Raw genomic sequence first — 19,087 nt, 5'->3', positions numbered from 1 at the left:
CTAATGTATAGTTTATCATTATGTCTATATAAACATTTCTATTCGATTTCATTGTTAAACTGTTCAGTTTTTTGAGAAAAAATTGTGTCCTAAAGCCTTGTGTTTTTGTGAATTTTTGTAAACATTTCAACAAGAATTTACGACACAAAAAGTCAAATGTGCAAAATCAAAAACGGCTTCACAATGCAGTAAATCAGTGTTGGCTTCCAGTATGGCTTTATTATCCTTTTTATTATCCTATTTATATAAAAAAAGTAGTGAGGTAATCAACGATTTCCAAAAATTTTATAATCATCAAAAAATAAATTCTGTAGTAGAGTTTTAGTGCTGGAATTTGATAAGTATCGGAACTTTTTTATAAGTTTTATACGAATTATTCGTATTTTTATCTTTATATTGGGTAATAGTTCTTTTCAAAAAATAGTTAAATAATGCATAAAAATTATCGATTTGCATTTTTACCAAAAAACAAAAAGTAGATGAATTAATTATTTATCCAATAATTTAGGATTTTTAGAATTCTTTTTACTGATGACTGATTTACCAGTTACTTCTTCAAGTTCTTGTCTGGCATTTCCTGCAATGTTCCCACCACGTTTTGCAACATCACGGCTTTCCTCAAAACCGTCAGGATTTTCAACTTTACTTATTTCAGTTGTTGATACTTCTGCTAACATGTTCAATATTAGTTCAAGATTGGTCATGTTATCTCTTAAACCTTCTTTTTTAAGTCCTTTGTATTGTTTGTATTCTTTTGTTGACATTCCAGACCATGCTTTTGAGATATCATCTGTTAATATTGCATATTCGATTCCTTCGTTAACTCCGACCCTATTCCATTCAGCGGTTAGTTCCTTTCTGGTTTCAATACTTCTCATTCTTTGGGTTATCCATTCTTCAGAGTAACCTTTTTGGCGGTAGGTATTGATTGCCCTTTGCATGGCAATTTCAGGGTCTGCTATTTCTTCAAGTCTTTCTTTACCCATTTGGGCTAGCCATTTCTTGAATGGTTCGGCTTTTGGTGAAGGAACAGATTGTACAATTCTTAATAATTGTTTAGTGTTAGCAGCATCTGTTTCACGCATTTTGCCATCTGTAGCTTTGAGTTTCAACCTTACGATATTTTCGTAAGGTTGACCAGATTCATCTGATAGTTTTCTTTTTAAGTCACTCCAATATCGGTTAGGGTTTTTACTTTCTGTAAGAACTGCAATAACATCTATTACTGAATAGTAGTAATCTTCGATTTCAGAATCCCATTTAGTTCTGATTTTATATTCATCAAATAATTTGATAGCATATTTTTCATTCATAAGTTTGCCTCCTTTCAATTGATTACGGATAAATTACTTAGTACTATATTAAATTAGATAGTAAATATAGTTTTTGTTAGAAATAAAAGCAATTTTACTAAGTTAAAACAATTTTAAGAAGTGGGAGCAATATTACACTATCAATAGTATTTATTTTTTTAATAGTGTCAAAAAATTTAATTATAACTACAAAACAAATTTTTCATTAGAGTTTTAGTGCGGGAAATTGATAAGTATCGGAACTTTTTTATAAGTTTTACACGAACAGTTAGGTCATATTTTTTGTTGTCCTATTTTAAGTGATATTAAAAATCCTCTATTTGATTCTAATTACAATATTGTTCAAACCCAATATTTGGGAGTAATCAATTTTTTGCGAAATCTTGTTTAAAATGGCGATATTGGATTCTATACTCTCGTCTTCCATTACATTTATACTATTGCCTGAATATTTAATTGAAATTAGAATATAATCCCCATTTTCCCGGATAATCATATCGATTAAATCCACATTATCGTTAATGTCAATGATATGGACAATCATATCCTCAATTGCCATACTTACAAGAACGGATAATCTGTCATCATTAAAGGATTTCTGGATGTTTTCAGATAATTTGACTGCATCCTCTACGTTTCCCTCAAGAGTGAATTCAAATACTGATGAGTCTTCAGGTTTCTTAATCAGGAAAAATCCTGAATATTCACCGTTGCTTTTACGGGCTATGATTTTGGAATATATGAAAATAAACAATAAGGTTGCAAATTCAGATACAACAAGAGACGCCCAGAATCCTTCCGCTCCCCATAAATAGGCAAAAAGATATGCAAACAGTATAGGGAAAATCAATCCCTGAATGAGAGTAACTATATTTGCCAATTTATTGTATTGAACAGACTCTGCATAAAACATGTACAGGTTATTGACTGCAAATGCAATGAAGCTAATGGAGAATATCCTTATCACGTTTATTACTGTAGGGATATCGGCAGGATTGCTTACATTAAATATGAACAATACTATTTGAGGGAACAAGATGAATAATGCTGAAAAGAATGCTCCAAATCCTATTACAATTTTAAGGGATCTTTTGGTTACATAATCCACACCAGTGTAATCCTCCTCTTTATAATAGACGGCAGCAATTGGTAAAATTGATTGAGAAGTACCTAAAATAAAAATGTCCACTAAAAATATGGTGTTATAACACATATTAAATGCGGCCAAACCTAAATCTCCCAAAATTCCAACAATCAAAGCATTTAAAAATACCAATCTGATTGTAATATATAATGGAATTGAAGAGCCTGAAAAACCGGCTTTGCAGATATCCACGATATAACCAATTAGCTCGGATGATTTAACTTTAATGAATTTTAAGGTTCTGTTTGATTTGAAGAAGTATAATGTAATGTAAATTGCTGAGACAATATGTCCGACAGTTGTTGCCATTGCCGCACCGGAAATGCCCAAATTCAAGAATTTCATCAAAACGACATCCAGAACGATATTGACCACATTACAAAGTAAAAATGCCCTAAATTGCATATTAATAAAGCCATCAGTTTTGATGAAATATGCCAGAGATACCATATAACATTCAAATACAATTCCAAGGGCATAATAGTAAAAGTATTGTGTTACCAACGGTTTTAATTGAGCGGAATGACATAATATCTGAACATAGGATGTTTGAAATATTATTGTTGAGAGGGTTATGATTAACCCGACAATGATAATTCCAATAATCGAAATCGTGAAATATGCATTTCCCTTCTTATCATTAAATTCTGCTTTTGCCATAGTGCATAAGATACTGCCTCCCAAACCTATTAGCCAGTATATAACATTAATAAAAGCAACAAAAGGCTCAATGCTTTGAACAACAGACAAGTACAGTGATCCCATAAACATGCTAATGAAGAAGGCATCCACAAGCACGGCAAAATTGCCAGCTATTGAAACCATTAATGTGGGGAAAAACAATTCCCTGAACTTCCTGTTCAACAAGTCAAAATTTCGCTCGTATGTCATGATATCCAGATTATATTCTTGATGCGATAATCATTCTATTTAATTTATGTAACGGCATTTCTATTTTAAAATCCAATACTTTAACAAGCGCTTCTGCACCTAATCTGGAATTAGGCATATAGTCATAGGTTGTTTTTGGAATAAAAACTAATCCGCCAAATTTGACCTTATCCAATATATTTAAGAATAATCGCGCAATTTCATCATCTTTTTTATTGACAAGGCTTCTGTTCAGGTTTATTACCACGCAGTTAAATTTTCCTTTGACATCGTCTAAGTTTTCTTCTGTGACCTGGGATAAATCTAAATCATCATATATGTCTTCAGTGACTAAAAGGCATGTTCCGTAAGGTTTGATGTCATTTATCAATGAAGCAGTGTCATTTTTAATTTTTTCTTCATCAATATCCACATTTTCATGCAATTCCTCACTTAAAACCAATTGGAAAGCCCTTTTTTCAACATTTCTTAAAAAGTCAACATCCTTTTGAACTTGAAGTGGATCTTCATGAACCAAATAAACAGTTCCGCCTATGGTTTCCAAATCCTGGGTCTTGTGGAATGCTTGAGGTTTTTTAATCGAAACGTCTGTCTTATAGACGCTTTTCAGATTAATACCTAATGAATCCATTGGGGATGATTTGGCAATCAGATCCTTTGGTACAATGAAGCTCTTTACAACTCCCTGGGCAAATGGGTGATAGCCCTTCAAACGCTCCAGATTGAATTTTTCAGGATTCAGATAGGAATCAAGTGAGCTGTCGGTTTCGTGCTGGCCTGAAATCATGTCCAAGAATTTTGCATCCATGCTGCTCCCGTGTGGGCGGCAGTTCACTTCAATCAGGACAGGTCCCTTTTCATCGACCATGTATTCGCCATGGACTGGGCCGTATTTGATTCCTAAGGCGTCAGCAACGTCATATGCATACTCAACAAGTTCTGCCTCACCGATTCCCAATTCATTAACAGTTATATCATAATCATATATATTTCCGCCTTCGGGGGTTTTAATCTTATTGTATTTCCAAACTAGGGTTACTCGATGAACTCCATCACATGAAACAGTATCAACAACATATTCCTGTCCGTTGATGCGTTCTTGAATGACGAGTTCTGTCAATTCATTTCCGTAAACGCCTGTTAAACTAAAAACTTCGGTCACGGCATCAATCATTTCCTGTCTGTCTGAGCATAGCCTCACGCCCACGGATGCCGCGCTGTATACGGGCTTCACCACGACTTCCTTCAGGTTTTCCTTATCATAATATTCGATAGCCTCATCCAGAGACCTGACAACCCGTCCCTTGATAGAACGCAGATTGTTTTCGGCCAATCTGTTTTGCATTTCGTTTTTTAAAGTTATTGCATCAATACTTTCCATGGGATTGCATAACAGATTCAAGTCATTCGCCAATTTTGTGGCCAGTATCACCCCATCCTCGGTACCTGGAACAATGACTACAGGATCAAATTTTCTAACCATCTCAAGCGTTTCTTCATAGGAGTCTTTCTCATATATCAAATCAAAGTCATTTTCTATAGATTCATATTCACTTTTCACTTCTTCCTGATAGATTAATGCATCTTCGGAATCTCCAAAAGGCTTCATTTCTAAAACGATTGGATTGCAATTTCTATCGATAATGTCTTGAACGTAATTTTTGCCTGTAGACATACACTGAACTATAATAATATTTCTCATGAAAAAAACACCTATAAACTCTATGTAATATATTTTTATTATTTGATATATTTGTTTTTTTTAATTGAAAAAATTCATAATATTATGTTAAATGCAATGTTAAAAAAAGAAGTTAGGCTATTGTGTTGAGTCGTAAGTATTACAATGTTTTTATAAGTTATACGAACAGTTTTATTTTTTAATTTAAAGTTTTTTGATTACAGCGTATTTCCTGTAAGTTTTATGTATGGCATTTTCAAGACAACATTATATGCCTGGAATGTCATTGGTAAGTAAAGACAATGACACATTGGAAGACATGGCAGAACAGGATAAAACAGTTTGTCTTAAGGTTTATACCGTTGAAACAGAGGGGGAATGATTTTTTTTAATTTATTTAAGATTCAATTTTTCTGAAATATTAACATGCTCCACTCTCCAAAAGTTTAATAAATAATGCATTATATAAAAATTAATATTGAATTTTAAAGAGGTGAAAAGATGGAAACTGAAAAAATTCTTGCGATTATTGGTTATATCCTTGCAATATTATTCCCGCTAATTGGTGTAATCTACGGTTTGGTATTATACTTCGCTAAAGGCGATGATGAATATGTCAAAAAACACGCTAAATATATCATTATTGTCGGTGTAGTGATGATGTTAATTTCAGTAATTTTAGTATCAATACTTGGTGTATCAATGCTTGGAATGGCTGCAATGAGTTAAATTCCAAACATTCTTTTTTTAATTTTTTTAATCATTAATGATGTCTTTAATATCTTCACCAGCAATTATCAATCCTGCAACTGATAGTACAAAATACTTCTTTTCATGTTTTTTCATTGCCTGAAAATCATAATCTGACCTGTGTTAAGCAATGAACCGAACATGACATAATACATCTCAGACATTGGTTGCACCTTCTATTGTTTAATGTCCAAGTTTTGTTGTGCCTGCTTACCGTTATCGCATTTGCACTGCAAATCAGCTCACATCTCCCTCGTCAATCAATCGACAGGCATAATCAAGTCTGTACTCCTTTCTCCATTTATAAATAGGTTTTCCATAAACTTCCTTGAAGAAATTCTTCAGGGTTGTTTTGCTAACGCCATATTTATCCGCCAATTCATCAATGGTGATTTTACTCTCCAAATCATTTATCAGATCATTTTTAACATTTTCAATAATATCAACCTGATTTTTAGAAAGGGGTAATGATTCTGTTTTAGTTTCACTAGCTATAGAGACAAAGAGCAACAGTTCCAGACATTTTAATTTGAAATAGGGCTCCTTGATCCTATCATCGACACAATATATCTCACCAATCACGTGATCGATTTTTTCATTTGCCCTAAGCAACCTATAACCTTTGGACCCCTCTAAACTTTCATATAAATCAATCAAATCAAAATCAGGAATTAGGGTTTTGATATGTTTGCTTGCAACATCAACGTCAATGAAAATCTCCAGGCCTTCATAATATCCTAATGGAAAGTCAGAAATCGTTTTTGTCAAATCATAAATGCTAACACACAAATCCCCTTTCCCAAAGTAAACAATCCTGTCATCACCTACCGCATATGAGTATCTGCCATTAACACAGTGATTGATTTGAAGCAAACGGGAGGAGATTTTGTCTTCAAAAAATATGTTATTATTATTGCCAAGGTTAATGTCCATAAAAGCAATTATTACCCCATCAAATAATGAGTAGGTTTCCATTTTTCCGTATTTGGCATCTTCTCCCAGTTCAATTGTCTTTTTTGAACCCTCTTCTATAATAGAATATTCGGATTGTAAAACCTTATCGAACATTCCATAAAGATTTTCATTCATATAATTAAATTTGTGACATTTTTTATAAAGTTTTGTGGTGAATAGGTAAGTCTGCAAAATATATCCTAGTTTTGTAGAAATGTGTGTATTCATATTTAATTAATTATAAAAATTAGATAAACTTTTATATATATTTCAATATAATTAGGTTTAAATGGGGATTTGATATGAAAAAAATAATTTTATTTACAGCAATATCACTAACAATATTCTTATTGATTGGTGCGGTAAGTGCAGAAAGCATGTTTGATTTCTATAGTGACGAATCAAATGTAGAAAATTCAGATGACACTTTTGTAATCGGATTCAACAGTATTTTTCCGCCATTTGGATATTCGGATGAAAATGGAAACTTCACCGGTTTTGATTTGGACCTTGCAAAAGAGGTTTGTAAGAGGAACAACTGGACTTTCAGAGCACAACCAATTATTGACTGGAATACAAAAGAATTGGAGCTAGACAGTAATGAAATTGATTGTATCTGGTCCGAATTTACTATCAATGGAAGGGAAGATGACTATACCTGGTCTGAACCTTACTTCAACAACACTCCAGTGTTTGTTGTTAAAAATGATTCCGGAATAAACACTTTAGATGATTTAAAAGGAAAAAATGTTGAAATTTTAGAGGGCAGCTCCGCATTGAACAGTTTAAATAATCAAAATTCTACTTTAAAAGACGGTTTCGGGTCATTAACTGAAATTAAGGATTATAACACCGGGTTCATGGACCTGGAATCAGGAGTTTGTGACGCATTGGTTGCAGACATTGGACTCGCACATTACCAAGTTAAGAAAAATGAGAACCATAAGGATTTCAATATTCTTGACGAACCGTTAAGCGGAGAACATTACGGTATTGGATTTAAAAAAGGAAATACCGAGTTAAGGGACCAGGTTCAAAAAACATTGGATGAAATGTTCAAAGATGGAACAGTTGATAAGATTGCTCAAAAATACAGCGATTACCAAATTCCCGAAGGCTTAATCTATCCGGATAATTAGTGGTGTTAAAAAAATAATGAAAAAATAGGGATGTTTATTAATCCCTAACTTTCAAAGCCCATCAGATTGAACTTGTCCAATATAATGACGATTATGGCTGGAATGACCACAACGGCAACATTTATCAAAAGAGCAATTGGGTCTGATGCGTTTCCGCCCGCTCCTTGCTGAAGGCCAAATCCTATTGCAATGAATGCAGCAATGTTGTTGACGGAATGCATTGCTGATGAGGCTTCCAAACCTTGACCGTACCATGTTATCAAACCGTATACCAATCCGGTACAAAGCACGCCTATCAATGAAAACAGTTGGTAGGGATGCAATACGGCAAATACCACTGCCTGAAGGACAATTGCAACAATCGGTATTTTAAACCATGCCCCTAAGGTTTGCATCAATAGACCACGGCATAGGAATTCCTCTCCAAAGCCTTGAAATATAGGCAGAATCAAACACAATATGAATAGGGATATTGGTAGATTGTTAGTAATCTTCGCTCCGGAAAATAAAAAATTAAAAGCCATAATTATTCCATAGACAATCAATGAGATAGCGAATGTCTTGATGTAAATGCCCCAGTTCCATTTCCTGACAGGAGCCACCTGTGTGGAAAATGGAATCTTATATATCAGTCTGTTTCCTATATAAATGGCCACAATCATTATTATCATTGTGACTGCTGAAAGAATAAGGTTCATTATGGTGCTTGATCTAGGGTCTGCCCTTATAGCAAATAATGCAACAAATGAAAGTGCAATGGAAACTATTATTGCGATAATCGCTATTAATATAGGCTTATACCAGGCATATGTTTCAAGAGTTGCCGGAAATGTTGTAAACTCTTTTTCCTTAGTTTTTTCAAATAGTTTTGATATCTTCATTATGTTAAACCTCTTAAAAAGTTCGTAAAATGTAAAAATATTAATACATAAAATTTTTTAATTAAGAATATATAACTGTTGCCTAAATCATTTTTAGACTGATGGGAGATTTTGGGGCGATTACTTATTTAAATGTTTTTCAACATAATTAATACTATACTGGAGGCATCTCATAATATGGAAATCATTGACCAAAAGTCAACACCAAAGCGAAGTTTAAAAAGAAGCTTGATAGTGCTCATTGGAAATGTTTTAGGAATATATCTGATAAGTTTTTTAGGATTGGGAGTCCAGGTGCATCAATTTGACGATATAATCCTTCTTGTACTCTTCATCAGTTTAGTCAATTCCATACTCTGGCCCATTTTAACAAGAATTGCGATGCCGTTTTTGGTATTCACGTTCGGTTTTGGAACATTGATATTAAACGGATGTTTACTTAATTTCTTCGCGCCGCTGTTTGAAATAGAAATTCAGGGTCTCGCAATTGTTCTTGCACCGATTGCAATGGCCGCCGTAACAACCATATTGTCAGCAATAATAACAATCGACGATGACAGTTCATACTATAGGGTTGTTTTAAAAGATGCAGAAAAGAAAAGGAAAACAGAAATCAAAGATTATCCCGGCGTGATAATCGTTGAGATTGACGGGCTTGCTCATGAGGTCTTGTGCGAGGCTGTCGAAAAGGGGCACATGCCTACAGTTAAGGAAATGATCGACAGTGGGAATTACAATCTTAGGATGTGGGAAACTGACCTGTCCTCCCAAACCGGTGCAAGCCAGGCGGGAATTTTGCATGGGAATAACGAGGGCATTGTCGCATTCAGATGGATAGAAAAGGATAATGACAATCATATGATGCAGTGTTCAGGACCCACCAAGGTGCCCGAATTGGAGAAGAGAATTTCCGACGGAAACGGGCTGCTGGTTGACAATGGAGCAAGCAGGTCCAACTTATTTTCAGGTGACACGGACAACGTGATATTCACATTCAGTAAGATATTGAATATTAAAAAGCTATACAATAAGGCTTGGTATTCAGTATTCTCCAATCCAAGTAATTTCGCACGTATAGTTGCCCTGCTTCTTGCAGACATCATACTTGAAATCTGGTCACAGATTATTCATAAAATTAAGGACATTAGGCCAAGAGTAAAGCGTGGCATAGCATACGTTATAACAAGAGCATTTACAAACGTATTCATGAGGGAAATCAACACCTCAACATTGATTGGAGACATGATGATTGGCGATATTGATGTTGCATATTCAACCTACCTGGGTTATGACGAGATTGCTCACCACTCAGGGGTCAGGGACAATGACGCATGGTATGCATTGAGAGGGATGGACAAGCAGATCAAACACCTGATTGATGCAAACAGATACTCCCCTAGGGACTACCAATTCGTAATACAGTCAGATCACGGCCAAACCAACGGAGCCACATTCACACAAAGGTACGGCGAAACGTTCGAGGATTTTGTCAAGTCACTGCTTCCTAAGGACATGAAGGTTTTTGCAAAAATGGATTCAAACCAGGACAATGTTGCTAAGGAATACCATCCATTTTCAAGGAAAAATAAGAAACTCGAAAAGGAAAAAGAAGAGGAAGAGGAATTGGGCGATTCTGAAGTAATCGTGTTGGCTTCAGGCAATCTTGCAATGATTTATCTGACCCAATGGAGCCAAAGGCTGACATATGAGGAACTCAATAGCTATTTCCCGGAAATGATACCTGGAATCATTGGAAACGAATATGTCGGTTTCATTCTGGTCAAATCCCAGGAACATGGGGACTTGGCCATTGGAAAAAATGGAATCTATTTCCTCGACAGCGGCAAGATTGAAGGGGAAAACCCTCTTGAAGGCTTTGGAGACAACATCGTCAGACACTTGAAGAGAACCAGTTCATTTGAACACACCCCGGACATTCTGGTCAACAGCTTTTATGACGAGAAGGCCGATGAGGTATGCGCATTTGAGGAACTGGTCGGAAGCCACGGTGGAGTTGGAGGGGAACAGTCCCAACCGTTCATATTGCATCCTTCAACATGGAATGTCACTGATGAGGAGATTGTCGGTGCGGAAAACATTTACAGGTTATTGAAGGAAAATCTGGCCGAATTGAAAAAATAATGTTCATAGGATTTCTAAGAGGGAATATTTCACTTCCCTCCTTTGCTCATTTTCAATAATTAAAAAGATATATTAATCAATGATTTTAATATAAAATTAAAGGTAGTTTTAAACTATAATCATGTGCCTTGCATTTTATTTATTTTCTCAAAGTGATAGACATGGATAAGGAAACAAAAGAACGTTTGGGTGAAATCCGAGCCGCATTAAAAAAATACGGCTTCGATGAGATTTTAGGCCAAACCGCTAAAAGTAAAATACGTAGAAACGAAGATGATTCACCTAGTCTTTTATTGGATGATGAACTTCCGGTTAAATTAAGACTCATGCTTCAGGACTTGGGAACCACTTTCATCAAGTTGGGTCAGCTAATGAGTACCCGTCCGGATGTTGTCGGGGAAAAGATTGCAAATGAATTGGCAAACCTGCAGGATGACAATCCGGCCATAAGCTATGACCAGGTTAAGAAAATAGTCGAAAGGGAACTTCACGGAAGCATCGACGAATTGTTCGAAGAGTTTTCAGAGCAACACCTGGCGACCGCATCAATCGGTCAGGTTCATGAAGCAAAATTGATCACTGGTGAAAGGGTTGCAGTCAAAGTCCAAAAAGAGGGCATCACAGACAAGATAGACCTTGACTTAAGGATAATGAAATATGTCGCAAACCGTGCGGACAAATTTAACGCCGATTTGAGAAAGATCAATCTTCCAGGAATCATGGACGAGTTTGACCGTTCTATTCACAAGGAAATCGATTACAATAATGAATTCATGAATATGCAACGCATTGAATTGAACTTTGAAGATAACCCGGACATACACATTCCAGCAACCTACTCCAAGTATTGCAGCTCAAAGGTTTTGACCATGGAGTTCATAGACGGTGCAAAGTTAAACGAAGTGTATGAAAGCACCGGCGATGAGTTCGACAAGAAACTTTTAGCTAAAAATGTCCTTGATTCATATCTACAACAACTATTCATCGACGGGTTCTTCCATGGAGACCCTCACCCTGGAAACATAATGATTCTGGAAAACAATGTCGTATGTTACCTTGATTTGGGTATGATGGGATTCTTTGATGAGGAATTCAAGAAGAACCTTTCCGAATTGATGGTATTGTTCGTTGATCAGGACGTTGACGGATTGATAAATCAGTTGATGTACATGGATATCCTTGATTATGATATTGAGACAAGAACCTTGAAAAGGGACTTAAATGACCTGTTCGGAAGATATTTTGGTGTTGAACTCAATCGTTTCAATGGAGTTCTGGAGGAACTGCTCAATCTCATGCAGGAATACGGTGTAATCCTTCCAAACGAATTCGTCACAATGGCCAGAGGATTATCAATGGTCGAGGCTATTGCACAGAACTTAGATCCTGAAATAGATGTTTTCGCATCAATCAAACCTGTCGCAAAGCAAATAGCCATGCAAAGATTGAATCCTAAACAGTATCTGAAAGGCAAGAAGAGCAACCTGATTCTGTATGAGCACATGCTTCAGTCATTGCCTAAACTTCTCACAAGGACAATCCACAAGATTGACAATGAGGAACTGCAGTTCAGGTTTGAAGTGGATATCACAGACAAGGTTTCAATAATCGCACTGGTATCCGCACTCATAATCGGTTCATCAGTCGTTTCCTTTGGACCAAGGGTATTTGACATGCCGGTGATTTCCTTAATCGGATATATAATTGCCATAATATTAAGTATCATAGGCCTTAAGAAATTCGTATTGAAATAGATTTTGATATGAAGAATTTTTTCTTCATACCTTTTTTTAATTTTGTTTGTTTAGCTTGATATTAACAGTTAATTATACGAACTATTTTATATGATTAAAAACGAACAGTTCGTATCGTTTGTATTGCAAAGATTTACAATTGTTCAGAATTTATATTTTATTTTATATAATTGTATAATTTTTATTTTTTAGATAACTTTATTAATCAATAAATTTAAACAATATTATATAATGGGGGATTATTAATGAGCGAACAAAAACCAGTACAGATTTTTTCAAATCTCAACGATAACGTCGGAGTAAATGTTGTAAAAAGTCCAGTAAAACTGACAATTCTAGAAATGCTAAGAGACCGGGATATGGAATTCGAGGAGATAGTAACCAATACCGGAAAATCAAAATCAACAGTTTCTGTTCACTTAAAAGGCCTAAGGGAAAATGGAATAATCTCTTATAGGGTCCATCCGGTAGACAACAGGAAAAAGATATTCTACCTAAACTCAAAATACATCGGTTCAGTCAATATCACAGAACCGAAGGAAATAGAGGAAACCCAATCAGATTACCTCATCGAAAATATCATAGATGACGATGCGGAATTTTCAACATTGCTGTTCCACACACTAAAGGCAATGCTCATTCAGGAGGGCGTCAACATAGACCCGATCCTCCAGTCAACAGGAAACAGCATTGGCAAGTCAATCTATGGGAAGTTATATGATGATGATTTGGACGTCTTCATGGAAAACATCGCAGGTTTCTGGCAAGCTAAAGGGCTTGGAAGGATTACCTATAAGATAGGACAGATTATAAAAATCACAACATACGACTGCTTTGAATGCAGATTGCTTCCAAGAACAGGTAAGCCGGCTTGTTTTTTAGACACCGGAATATTTGAAGGGTTATTCACCGAATTCTTTAATTTGCCTGTGAGCGTAATAGAAACACAATGCTACACAATGGGTGATGAGAAGTGTGTGTTTGAGATAGAACCTCAACACATCAAGAAATACTAATCATCAAATTTTATAATGGTTGTTGTAAGGTAAGGTTTCTCATTGGAAAATCCTTCAATGACTTTCTCATTTTCACGGGTGCAGTTTTGCACTGAATAGATTTCTTTAGGTCTGTTTTTAGCTTCAATTGTTGATTCCAGTTCAGCTGTGTTTCTGGATGCTTTCATAAGCACAACAGCGTCACTGTATTCCAGGACCTCTTCGAGCCTGTCATCGATTTTAGGAACCACAGTCAAAATGTTGTTTTGTTCCACCAAAGCCTTGTTTCTGGTTGCAGCACAGGCGGTGAAAGATGTGATTCCAGGAATTGTCTCAATCTCATATCTGTCAATCAGTCTTCTTTGAACGTAAGAGTAGGTACTGAATATTGAAGGGTCTCCGAGGGTGATGAATGCAACGTCCCTTCCGCTGTTCAGATATTGGGCAATCATTTCAGATGCGCTGTCCCATATCCTTTCAAGTTCCTCTTTATCTTCAATCATTGGGAAAATAGGTTCAACCAACATCAATCTTTTGTAATCTTTCCTTTCTTCAAGAATTGGTCTAACGATAGATAATGCAATGCTCTCTTTTTCTTTTGCGGATTTTGGTGAGAATACGACCGGCACTGACTTCAATACTTTGGCAGCTTTCAAAGTCAACAGTTCAGTATCACCAGGTCCAACACCAATTCCAATTAATTTTCCTTTTTTAGTCATATAATCACTTTAACACTTTAATTGCAAATTTGAAAAATGCTTGTCTACTAATTATTTATAGTACTACGTGACTAATATATTTTTAATGTCTAATTCTATGTTTTGTCCAAATTGTGGTATGCTTAAAAGCAATTGTACCTGCGGAAAGTACGGAAATGATAAACCTAAAGGTCCAACTAACCTGTTTAGCTTCGCTAAGCCAAGAACATCGTCCATTTTGGATGATGAGATACCGGAGGTTTATTCAATCGACGATTTCCAGCAGGACGAGGGAACAGCGGCATACCTTAAGGAGATATATCCGCACATTGATGATGAGATAATAGTCAATTTCCCATTCAAGGAGCCTAGGACAGGCCAGCTTGAAATCATACAGGACATCATTGACGCAATCAGAAAAGGCTATAAGTACATTATCCTTGAGGCCGGAACAGGTACCGGAAAGTCCGCAATCGCAACAACATTGGCCAAAATCTACGAATCAGCCTATATCCTGACAATGACAAAGCAACTGCAGGCCCAATATTTCAACGAATTCGCATTTCCGCTGGTCAAGGGAAGGGGAAACTTCGCCTGCCTGAACGATAACCTGGAGACAACATGCGACATGGGGCTATGTAAGACAACCCCGACCTCAAGCAAGTTCTTCTGCCCATACGGCGTTGCCAAAAATCCGACACTGGATGCGGAACTGGCATTCGAGGACTCATTCGGAGGAACAGTGTTCTACCAATCAGACGCCCACTGCCACTATTGGAACCAGAAGGCCAATGCGGTGAACTCCCCGATAACATTGATGAACTATGATTATGCGATAGTCGAGCTGAATTATGTGAAGCATTTCGGCAAGCGCTCACTGCTCATTTTGGACGAGGCGCACAATATAGAAAACAAGCTGATGTCAACAATGGAGGTCACAATATACAATCGTACAATTGAAAAGGACATCAGCAAGACAATGACAAAGGAGCTATTGGAAGACGGCGAGCTTGAAGATTGGATAATGGAGGTTGACGCAATTCGAGACGCCTATGAGGACATTGACCTGAAGGATGTCAGCAAAAACAAGGCGGACAGGATAAGGTCAACAATAGGAAGGTTAAGAAGCCTTAAGAGGAACCTTGAAAACGAGCCTAAAAACTGGGTAATCGACACAGATGAAACCAGCGTTGTGTTCAAACCGTTAAGGGTCCATCATTATGCCAAAAATAACCTGTTGAAGTATGGGGATGTTGTAATCTTCATGAGCGCAACAATACTGTCCCATAAAATGTTTTCAAAATGGCTGGGATTGAATCCGAATGAGGTGTACCATATCAAGGTTGACAGTCCGTTCACAAAGGAAAAAAGGCCTATCATACTCGATTTGGCGGGCAAGATGTCAGCCAATAGGATCAAGAGAACCGCACCGAAAACCATTCCTATCCTACAGGAAATCCTAAAGAAACATGAAGGCGATAAGGGACTCATACACACTCACAGCTATAAATGCCAACAGTACATTACCAATAACCTATATAATTCAAGATTGGTGTCCCACACTCCAAAAAACCGTGAGCAAGTACTCAATTTCTTTGAAAAGGACGAAAATCCGTTGGTTTTGGTTTCACCGTCAATGAGTGAGGGTGTGGATTTGCCGTATGACAAGTGCCGGTTCCAGATAATCTATAAGATACCGTTCCCATACCTTGGCGACAAGCAGGTCAACATGAGAATGAAAAGGGACAAGAAATGGTATGCATATAAGACTGTCATGACATTGATGCAGGCTTACGGCCGTGGAATGAGGGCCGAAGACGATTCATGCTACACCTACATTGTAGACAGCGACATCAACATGCTGTTCAAAAGTCCAATGTACAGATCATTGATTCCTGACTTCTTCAAGGAAGCAGTTGTCAGGGTTAAAAAATAAGCGGACCTGGAGGGATTTGAACCCCCGACCTCAGGATCCGAAGTCCTACGTCATTCCTGACTAGACCACAGGCCCATTAAACTAAAAAATATTATTCTATTCGTCTTTTTCTGAATCGATGGAAATAATTTCTAAATCATCTAAATCTTCAACTTCAGCAAAAATGTCATCAATTGATTCTGTATCTAGTTTAACCTGTTCATATTCAATTTCTTCAGCGGTTAACTCTTTTTTCTTAGGAGATTTTCCTTTTGCATGTGGAATATCCTCTTTTTGTTTAGGTTTGTTTTTAGAATCAGTTGGTTTTTTAAGTGAAGATTTCAGTTCATCCAAATCAAATTCTCCTATCTTGTAGGATTCTTTGTCTAATGGAATTTCACTTTTCGGTATAACTTTCGGGGATGGTTTTTCAGTTTTGGTGTTTTCATCGTCGTCCTTGTCATCTTTTTCAATATTGTCTATGTTGCTGGTAATCTTCTCAAAAGGATTGTCCAGATTCAACAGTTTGTATGCTCCGTAGAATAACAGCAGGAATCCTATGACAAGGAATATGATGAACATAAAGCTGGTTTCTCCAGCTACTACATTATCAATTACTCTGTCACTGCGTGACTGGAATATGAATACTGAGATTATAAGGAAGGCTACACCCAAAATAGCACTTGCAATGGCTAAAATCGGTTTTCCTCCTATTTTTGCATTTATGACATTATCGAAGTTTTCACTTATCTCTCCAACCAGGTCATCGCCGAACTCGTCAACTTCATGAATGACGCTGCCCTCTTCGGCATCTTCGGTTTTTGGAGCCTTGATTATAAAGTCTTCATCAATTTGGTCTTCTTCTAAATTAACGGCATCGCTGTCTTCATCACCAGGACGGTAAATGAATTCATCGTCAATTTCTAATTCCTCGAATTCAGATTGTTCCTCATTCAGATAGTCTATTAACTCACTATCCTCTTCAATACCTTCGAAAGATTGTGGATCGTCTTCCTTGATATTGCTAATCATGTTTTTCAAATTAGAAATCCTATGCTCTTTTTCTTTAGAATCCTTCATATGAAAACCTTCTTAGTCGTATGCTCTCCATTTATGTTTGCATTTTGCACATTCGAAAAAACGGGTAGGGGCTTCATCACCACTACGGGTTTGTTTTAATTCATAGTAAGCTTCATCGTGTCCGCATTCAGGACAAACCTCTTTGACAGTTGAGCGCATTTCTATGTCTTCACCAAGCATTTTAACGGTTTCTTCAGATTCATGTTCTCCGATGGTAATTCCTTCATACTCTTCGGTATTACCCGCCTTGTCTGAATATCCGCAGGTATTGCATGTTAAAACACCTTCGACCGGAAGCATCATTGCTCCACATTTGGGACAAAATTCCATTTAACTCTTCTCCTTAATCATTATTAATCAATAATTTTCTTTTCAAGTTATTTAAATATATACTTTAAAAGCCTATTTTTTGGCCTTATCAAGGCAATCCCTTATTATTTCAGCATGGTCAAAAGCTAGAGGTATTTCATCAAGTTCACTGACATTGAAAATACCAATATCTTTTGCATCATCATCTGCTTTTCCATTACTTAAATCACCTTTGGCAGTATATGCAACAGTTACAGTGTGTCCTCGTGGATCTCTATCAGGTTTTGAGTAGACATTGACCAAATCAATTAGTTCAACATCAATGCTGGTTTCTTCTTTTGCTTCTCGTATTGCTGCGTTTTCTACACTTTCACCGTATTCAACAAACCCTCCAGGCAGCGCCCAATAATCTTTGTAAGGATCGTTTTTCCTTTTAATCAGAATGAAGTTGAAATCCTCATCAAAAATAAATATGTCGGCTGTCAGTGAGGGAATTTTATGATACGCCATTAAATCACTTAAAAATAAAAATTGAAGCTATAAAGCTTCATCGATAAGTTTTTTGAACTCTGCACTTTCTTTTTGTAATTCTTCTGCTGCCTTTTTCAATACTTTTCTTGGTCTTTTTCCTCTTTTGGTCTTGATAGTCATCTCTGGCTTTCCGGTAAGAGGGTGATCGATATTGTAAACAGCGTATTCAACATCAGGGTCTTGCATTAAGATGTGTCTTAAGGCATTACATACTCCGTGACTTTCATCTTTTACAATAAAGGTGAGTTCTAAAGTTTTATCCTCAACAATTTCAAAATTTTCCATTTTATCAACCTTAATTAATCATTAACATAGTTTTTAGAGACTTTACGTCTTTCTTTTTTGTTACAAGTATTGCACTGAAGCTCATTTTCTTTTTGTGTAGTGTGCATGTAATCTCTACAACGGGTGCACATTGCCTTTAGGACTCCACAGTCTTCATCAACAGTTCCTAAATCAACATTGTCCCCGGTTATTTTAACCACTTTGGCTTGGACAATGTCTCCAATTCTAAAGGCATCAGATAATTTTTCCAAATAATCCTTTTTGGCTTGTGAAATGTGGATAGCTCCCATGTAAGGTAGAGCCAATGGTCTTCCATTATCTTTCATACAGTCGATTTTAACGTTAGCCCTTTGAGGTTTGATATCGGTAATCTGACCGTAAACAATATCTCCCACTTTCAAAAGAGCAGGTTTAGCATCTGACACAACAGAAATGACCTTCTTTTTTTGATTAATTTTAACATTACCAAGTACTGCTGACTTAATGTCACCATTATCATCAAAAGTACCGTCTCCTGGCAGATACTGTTCGATTATTCCTATTTTATCTCCAGGCATTACAATTTTTTCGTCTTCTATACTCATATTAAAATCACCAAAAATATCAAAATTTCTTTAATATTATA

General features: G+C 36.4%; 18 protein-coding genes and 1 tRNA gene. 7 read left to right on the top strand and 12 right to left on the bottom strand.

Going from position 1 to position 19,087, the window contains the following annotated elements; genetic code table 11:
• Nucleotides 1-488 precede the first annotated feature (488 nt).
• The 3 genes from MBBTH_RS09910 to MBBTH_RS09900 all read right to left on the bottom strand — a co-directional run bounded on the left by MBBTH_RS09910 (nt 489) and on the right by MBBTH_RS09900 (nt 5,050).
• Complete coding sequence (locus MBBTH_RS09910) at nt 489-1,313, bottom strand: BRO family protein (RefSeq protein WP_116592870.1); 825 nt, start codon at nt 1,311-1,313, stop codon at nt 489-491.
• A 316-nt stretch (nt 1,314-1,629) separates the two neighbouring features.
• The gene (locus MBBTH_RS09905) at nt 1,630-3,348 is read right to left on the bottom strand and encodes an MATE family efflux transporter (protein WP_116592869.1); all 1,719 of its coding nucleotides are present in this window, start codon (nt 3,346-3,348) and stop codon (nt 1,630-1,632) included.
• A 10-nt stretch (nt 3,349-3,358) separates the two neighbouring features.
• The gene (locus MBBTH_RS09900; protein ID WP_116592868.1) at nt 3,359-5,050 is read right to left on the bottom strand and encodes an ATP-grasp domain-containing protein; all 1,692 of its coding nucleotides are present in this window, start codon (nt 5,048-5,050) and stop codon (nt 3,359-3,361) included.
• Nucleotides 5,051-5,276: 226 nt separating this feature from the next.
• Here MBBTH_RS09900 and MBBTH_RS11210 point away from each other — a divergent pair, with 226 nt between their 5' ends.
• Nucleotides 5,277-5,411: a hypothetical protein gene (locus tag MBBTH_RS11210; RefSeq protein ID WP_279305951.1), complete on the top strand. Its 135-nt coding sequence runs from the start codon at nt 5,277-5,279 to the stop codon at nt 5,409-5,411.
• A gap of 119 nt (nt 5,412-5,530) precedes the next feature.
• Entirely contained in the window at nt 5,531-5,758 is a 228-nt protein-coding gene (locus tag MBBTH_RS09895) for a DUF4870 domain-containing protein (protein ID WP_116592867.1), read from the top strand.
• Nucleotides 5,759-6,016: 258 nt separating this feature from the next.
• On the opposite strand, the gene MBBTH_RS09890 is transcribed toward MBBTH_RS09895, so the two are convergent.
• On the bottom strand, nt 6,017-6,868 hold the full coding sequence (locus tag MBBTH_RS09890; protein ID WP_207773364.1) for a helix-turn-helix domain-containing protein: 852 nt from the start codon (nt 6,866-6,868) through the stop codon (nt 6,017-6,019).
• 167 nt (nt 6,869-7,035) lie between these two features.
• Here MBBTH_RS09890 and MBBTH_RS09885 point away from each other — a divergent pair, with 167 nt between their 5' ends.
• On the top strand, nt 7,036-7,872 hold the full coding sequence (locus MBBTH_RS09885; RefSeq protein ID WP_116592866.1) for an amino acid ABC transporter substrate-binding protein: 837 nt from the start codon (nt 7,036-7,038) through the stop codon (nt 7,870-7,872).
• A gap of 44 nt (nt 7,873-7,916) precedes the next feature.
• Here MBBTH_RS09885 and MBBTH_RS09880 read toward each other — a convergent pair whose 3' ends face one another.
• On the bottom strand, nt 7,917-8,753 hold the full coding sequence (locus MBBTH_RS09880; protein WP_116592865.1) for a CPBP family intramembrane glutamic endopeptidase: 837 nt from the start codon (nt 8,751-8,753) through the stop codon (nt 7,917-7,919).
• Nucleotides 8,754-8,930: 177 nt separating this feature from the next.
• Here MBBTH_RS09880 and MBBTH_RS09875 point away from each other — a divergent pair, with 177 nt between their 5' ends.
• The 3 genes from MBBTH_RS09875 (at nt 8,931) to MBBTH_RS09865 (ending at nt 13,665) form a co-directional block, all read left to right on the top strand.
• Nucleotides 8,931-10,895 carry a phage holin family protein gene (locus MBBTH_RS09875; protein ID WP_116592902.1) on the top strand — a complete coding sequence of 655 codons (1,965 nt, stop codon included), beginning with the start codon at nt 8,931-8,933 and terminating at the stop codon, nt 10,893-10,895.
• Nucleotides 10,896-11,056: 161 nt separating this feature from the next.
• Complete coding sequence (locus tag MBBTH_RS09870) at nt 11,057-12,649, top strand: ABC1 kinase family protein (protein ID WP_116592864.1); 1,593 nt, start codon at nt 11,057-11,059, stop codon at nt 12,647-12,649.
• Nucleotides 12,650-12,894: 245 nt separating this feature from the next.
• On the top strand, nt 12,895-13,665 hold the full coding sequence (locus MBBTH_RS09865) for a V4R domain-containing protein (protein WP_116592863.1): 771 nt from the start codon (nt 12,895-12,897) through the stop codon (nt 13,663-13,665).
• Here the strand turns inward: MBBTH_RS09865 and cobI are convergent.
• A complete protein-coding gene (gene cobI / locus MBBTH_RS09860; RefSeq protein WP_116592862.1) occupies nt 13,662-14,363 on the bottom strand; it encodes a precorrin-2 C(20)-methyltransferase in 702 nt (233 codons plus the stop codon). The genes MBBTH_RS09865 and cobI overlap by 4 nt on opposite strands.
• A gap of 85 nt (nt 14,364-14,448) precedes the next feature.
• Here cobI and MBBTH_RS09855 point away from each other — a divergent pair, with 85 nt between their 5' ends.
• Nucleotides 14,449-16,278: a helicase C-terminal domain-containing protein gene (locus tag MBBTH_RS09855; protein WP_116592861.1), complete on the top strand. Its 1,830-nt coding sequence runs from the start codon at nt 14,449-14,451 to the stop codon at nt 16,276-16,278.
• A 1-nt stretch (nt 16,279) separates the two neighbouring features.
• Here the strand turns inward: MBBTH_RS09855 and MBBTH_RS09850 are convergent.
• The 6 genes from MBBTH_RS09850 to MBBTH_RS09825 all read right to left on the bottom strand — a co-directional run bounded on the left by MBBTH_RS09850 (nt 16,280) and on the right by MBBTH_RS09825 (nt 19,046).
• A tRNA-Arg gene (locus MBBTH_RS09850) sits at nt 16,280-16,353 on the bottom strand.
• A gap of 21 nt (nt 16,354-16,374) precedes the next feature.
• Nucleotides 16,375-17,337 (bottom strand): topoisomerase IV, encoded by a 963-nt coding sequence (locus MBBTH_RS09845; RefSeq protein WP_116592860.1) that lies wholly within the window; start codon nt 17,335-17,337, stop codon nt 16,375-16,377.
• Between the two features lie 12 nt (nt 17,338-17,349).
• Nucleotides 17,350-17,667 (bottom strand): transcription factor S, encoded by a 318-nt coding sequence (locus MBBTH_RS09840; protein WP_116592859.1) that lies wholly within the window; start codon nt 17,665-17,667, stop codon nt 17,350-17,352.
• A gap of 72 nt (nt 17,668-17,739) precedes the next feature.
• Nucleotides 17,740-18,156, bottom strand: a complete 417-nt coding sequence (locus tag MBBTH_RS09835) for an NUDIX domain-containing protein (protein WP_116592858.1) — start codon at nt 18,154-18,156, stop codon at nt 17,740-17,742.
• Nucleotides 18,157-18,183: 27 nt separating this feature from the next.
• On the bottom strand, nt 18,184-18,462 hold the full coding sequence (locus tag MBBTH_RS09830; RefSeq protein ID WP_116592857.1) for a DNA-directed RNA polymerase subunit L: 279 nt from the start codon (nt 18,460-18,462) through the stop codon (nt 18,184-18,186).
• A 14-nt stretch (nt 18,463-18,476) separates the two neighbouring features.
• Nucleotides 18,477-19,046, bottom strand: a complete 570-nt coding sequence (locus MBBTH_RS09825; protein ID WP_116592856.1) for an exosome complex RNA-binding protein Csl4 — start codon at nt 19,044-19,046, stop codon at nt 18,477-18,479.
• Nucleotides 19,047-19,087: the final 41 nt, after the last annotated feature.

It is taken from the genome of Methanobrevibacter thaueri, from assembly GCF_003111625.1.
Classification (GTDB): Archaea; Methanobacteriota; Methanobacteria; order Methanobacteriales; family Methanobacteriaceae; genus Methanocatella; species Methanocatella thaueri.
The sequence above is the reverse complement of the archived record's forward strand: the minus strand, read 5'-3'. Positions and strand labels throughout refer to the sequence as shown.

Excerpts from the sequence above, each read along its gene's own strand:
- MBBTH_RS09910 (WP_116592870.1), bottom strand. The coding sequence starts at position 1,313 with ATGAATGAAAAATATGCTATCAAATTATTTGATGAATATAAAATCAGA.
- MBBTH_RS09835 (WP_116592858.1), bottom strand. The coding sequence starts at position 18,156 with ATGGCGTATCATAAAATTCCCTCACTGACAGCCGACATATTTATTTTT.
- MBBTH_RS09885 (WP_116592866.1), top strand. The coding sequence starts at position 7,036 with ATGAAAAAAATAATTTTATTTACAGCAATATCACTAACAATATTCTTA.
- MBBTH_RS09825 (WP_116592856.1), bottom strand. The coding sequence starts at position 19,046 with ATGAGTATAGAAGACGAAAAAATTGTAATGCCTGGAGATAAAATAGGA.
- MBBTH_RS09830 (WP_116592857.1), bottom strand. The coding sequence starts at position 18,462 with ATGGAAAATTTTGAAATTGTTGAGGATAAAACTTTAGAACTCACCTTT.
- MBBTH_RS11210 (WP_279305951.1), top strand. The coding sequence starts at position 5,277 with ATGGCATTTTCAAGACAACATTATATGCCTGGAATGTCATTGGTAAGT.
- MBBTH_RS09875 (WP_116592902.1), top strand. The coding sequence starts at position 8,931 with ATGGAAATCATTGACCAAAAGTCAACACCAAAGCGAAGTTTAAAAAGA.
- MBBTH_RS09900 (WP_116592868.1), bottom strand. The coding sequence starts at position 5,050 with ATGAGAAATATTATTATAGTTCAGTGTATGTCTACAGGCAAAAATTAC.
- MBBTH_RS09895 (WP_116592867.1), top strand. The coding sequence starts at position 5,531 with ATGGAAACTGAAAAAATTCTTGCGATTATTGGTTATATCCTTGCAATA.
- MBBTH_RS09845 (WP_116592860.1), bottom strand. The coding sequence starts at position 17,337 with ATGAAGGATTCTAAAGAAAAAGAGCATAGGATTTCTAATTTGAAAAAC.
- MBBTH_RS09865 (WP_116592863.1), top strand. The coding sequence starts at position 12,895 with ATGAGCGAACAAAAACCAGTACAGATTTTTTCAAATCTCAACGATAAC.
- cobI (WP_116592862.1), bottom strand. The coding sequence starts at position 14,363 with ATGACTAAAAAAGGAAAATTAATTGGAATTGGTGTTGGACCTGGTGAT.
- MBBTH_RS09855 (WP_116592861.1), top strand. The coding sequence starts at position 14,449 with ATGTCTAATTCTATGTTTTGTCCAAATTGTGGTATGCTTAAAAGCAAT.
- MBBTH_RS09905 (WP_116592869.1), bottom strand. The coding sequence starts at position 3,348 with ATGACATACGAGCGAAATTTTGACTTGTTGAACAGGAAGTTCAGGGAA.
- MBBTH_RS09870 (WP_116592864.1), top strand. The coding sequence starts at position 11,057 with ATGGATAAGGAAACAAAAGAACGTTTGGGTGAAATCCGAGCCGCATTA.
- MBBTH_RS09890 (WP_207773364.1), bottom strand. The coding sequence starts at position 6,868 with ATGAATGAAAATCTTTATGGAATGTTCGATAAGGTTTTACAATCCGAA.
- MBBTH_RS09840 (WP_116592859.1), bottom strand. The coding sequence starts at position 17,667 with ATGGAATTTTGTCCCAAATGTGGAGCAATGATGCTTCCGGTCGAAGGT.
- MBBTH_RS09880 (WP_116592865.1), bottom strand. The coding sequence starts at position 8,753 with ATGAAGATATCAAAACTATTTGAAAAAACTAAGGAAAAAGAGTTTACA.